The sequence below is a fragment of the Candidatus Thiopontia autotrophica genome (assembly GCF_982804495.1).
The window spans coordinates 1-2784 of the sequence record NZ_CEYDPX010000043.1 but is presented as its reverse complement, the minus strand read 5'-3'; the positions used below and the strand labels follow the sequence as shown (position 1 = coordinate 2784).

General features: G+C 51.8%; 3 protein-coding genes. 2 read left to right on the top strand and 1 reads right to left on the bottom strand.

The features are described from left to right. Positions 1-12: 12 nt before the first annotated feature. A complete protein-coding gene (glmS, locus tag AC3ZFK_RS08185; RefSeq protein WP_489433785.1) occupies positions 13-1842 on the bottom strand; it encodes a glutamine--fructose-6-phosphate transaminase (isomerizing) in 1830 nt (609 codons plus the stop codon). A 77-nt stretch (positions 1843-1919) separates the two neighbouring features. Here glmS and AC3ZFK_RS08180 point away from each other — a divergent pair, with 77 nt between their 5' ends. Both AC3ZFK_RS08180 and AC3ZFK_RS08175 read left to right on the top strand, forming a co-directional pair. After that, positions 1920-2156, top strand: coding sequence for a GDCCVxC domain-containing (seleno)protein (locus tag AC3ZFK_RS08180; protein ID WP_487507422.1), 237 nt, complete (start codon positions 1920-1922; stop codon positions 2154-2156). After that, complete coding sequence (locus tag AC3ZFK_RS08175; RefSeq protein WP_487507421.1) at positions 2059-2775, top strand: rhodanese-like domain-containing protein; 717 nt, start codon at positions 2059-2061, stop codon at positions 2773-2775. Before AC3ZFK_RS08180 ends, AC3ZFK_RS08175 begins: the two co-directional genes overlap by 98 nt. Positions 2776-2784: the final 9 nt, after the last annotated feature.

Here is a 2784-nt window from a genome sequence, read left to right as displayed (position 1 = left end):
TGACCCCCGCCCTCACTCAACAGTCACCGACTTGGCAAGGTTGCGTGGCTGATCAATATCGGTGCCACGCATTATCGCCACGTGGTAGGCCAAGAGCTGCAGGGGGATGGAGAACTGGATTGGTGCCACGTGGCTACCGGCCGGCGGGACGGTGACAACAGAGCATGCATCACAACTCTCGATATTGGAGCCCTCATCCATAAAGACAATCAGCTGTCCGTTACGGGCTCTTACCTCGGCGATGTTTGATTTGATCTTTTCGAGCAGGTCATCTCTGGGGGCAACCACAACAATTGGCATCCTCTCATCAACCAGTGCCAGAGGCCCATGTTTAAGCTCACCCGCGGGGTAGGCCTCGGCATGGATGTAGGAGATCTCTTTAAGTTTTAGTGCCCCCTCCATAGCCACAGGGTACTGTACCCCACGTCCAAGGAATAGCGCACTGTTATGGGCGCAGATTCGTCCTGCTATCTGTTTGATCTCATCCTCAAGTTTGAGTGCGTTATCAACATAGCGTGAGAGCGACTCAAGCTGGGTAACAATCTCCTGCTCCAGGGCCTGATCAATATTGAAGCGGCGTCCAAGTACAGTTACAAGCAGTAGCAGAGATGTGAGTTGAGTAGTGAATGCCTTGGTTGAGGCTACCCCAATCTCCGGGCCTGCACGGGTGAGCAGGGTAAGATCAGCCTCCCTCATTAGTGAGCTCTCTGGCACATTGCATATTGCGAGAGACCCAAGAATATCACTCTTCTTCGTCTCCCTCAGAGCCGCAAGGGTGTCTGCGGTCTCACCAGACTGGGATATGACCACAACCAGAGTTCCGGGAGCCACAACAGGGTGACGGTAGCGGTACTCACTTGCCACCTCAACATGACAGGGAATACCGGCCAACCCCTCAAACCAGTTTCTGGCAACCATGCCGGCATGGTAACTGGTGCCACAGGCGAGAATCTGTATCGCCTTTACCTGGTCAAACAGTCTGGTTGTGTCAGGTCCAAAACTTGCTTCCAGGACGGAGCCATTGGTGAGACGCCCCTCAAGAGTCTCGGCAATTGCGGTCGGCTGCTCATGGATCTCCTTTAGCATATAGTGCTCATACGGGCCAAGGTCAGTTGCCTCTGCCGAGAGGCTGGAGGTATGTATTTCACGCTCAACATCCTCTCCATCTCTGTCGAAAATGGATATGGAATCATACCTGATCTCAGCCAGGTCACCATCCTCAAGATATATGAACTTGTTGGTGAAGGTGATTAGTGCAGCACTGTCGGAGGCGATAAAGTTTTCACCCTCCCCCAGGCCAATAACCAGCGGGCTTCCGAGTCGTGCGGCTACAAGCAGATCTGGGTTGGTTAGACTGATTACCCCAAGTGCATATGCCCCATCCAGATCATATGTACTGTTGCGTACAGCACTGCTTAATGACTCACCCTGTTGCAGGTGATACTCAATCTGATGGGCAACAGTCTCGGTATCTGTCTCCGAGGTGAAGCGGAAACCATGCCCCTTCTGATCAAGGCGCAAGGCGTCATGGTTCTCGATAATTCCGTTGTGTACTACTGCTACATTGTCGTTGCAGATATGGGGGTGGGCATTTTTAGTTGCCGGTATTCCGTGGGTGGCCCAGCGGGTGTGGGCAATTCCGATTGAGCCACTCAGGCCATTCTCCCTGATAGGCTTTTCCAGTGTCGCCACCTTGCCAATCTCACGCACTCTCTCTATTTTATGGTTATTGAGTACGGCAATGCCCGCAGAGTCATAGCCTCTATACTCCAGTCGCTTAAGCCCTTCCAGAAGAGTGGGCGTTACATTTCGCCTTGCAATGGCACCAACAATTCCACACATAAGGTTTTATTCACTCTAAATATTGTTATTTATTACCTCTCCAATAATACCGTAAATCTCTCTGTTATACTCGCAGCATGAATGGGCCAGAGGTTGAATTAAACACAATAATCACCTGCCCAAACTGTGGCTACAGTAAAGAGGAGACCATGCCAACCGATGCCTGTCAGTGGTTCTACCAGTGTGAGGGGTGTGGAGAGCTTCTGAAACCAGAGCATGGTGACTGTTGCGTATTCTGCTCTTATGGGAGTGTGCCATGCCCACCAATCCAACTACAAGGGGGTAAAACTGGAGGAGGTTGTTGTGGGGAATAGAGTAGCATTGTTGGCTGTGCTGTTAATGGCGCAGGGTATGGTCTCTGCGGAGGTTAATATAACAAGAAGCCTTCACTCCTTTGAGGTTGACCATGGAGACACGAGCATTGAGGTAAAACGGCAACAGAATCCGGATGCGGTAATAACCGGCCCCTTTGCAAAAGTCTCACGCCCCTGTCCTCCGCTCTGTGTACAGCCACATCAGGTGGCAGATGGGGTAAAGACCATTGGTATACGCGAGCTTGTCGATTTCATGCAGACAGAGTTGGCAGTTGGTGAGGGATTGTTGATTGATGCCAGAACTCCAGACTGGCACGCAAGGGGAACCATTCCGGGATCCATCAACCTCCCCTACACCGTGATGAACAGAAAGGCTGGAGCAACCGAGCTTGATGTTGCAGATACGTTTGAGATTCTGGGAGTGGTAGAGGATGATAGTGGCTGGATATTCTCTGAGGCGGCACATTTAGTGCTCTGGTGTAATGGCAACTGGTGCGGACAGTCACCGGCAGCCATTCGTGGACTGTTGGCCGAAGGGTATCCCGCAGATAAAATTGCCTACTTTCGTGGAGGCATGGAGGATTGGGTGCAGTATGGAATGACAGTGGTTATACCCTAGCGCGGGGGG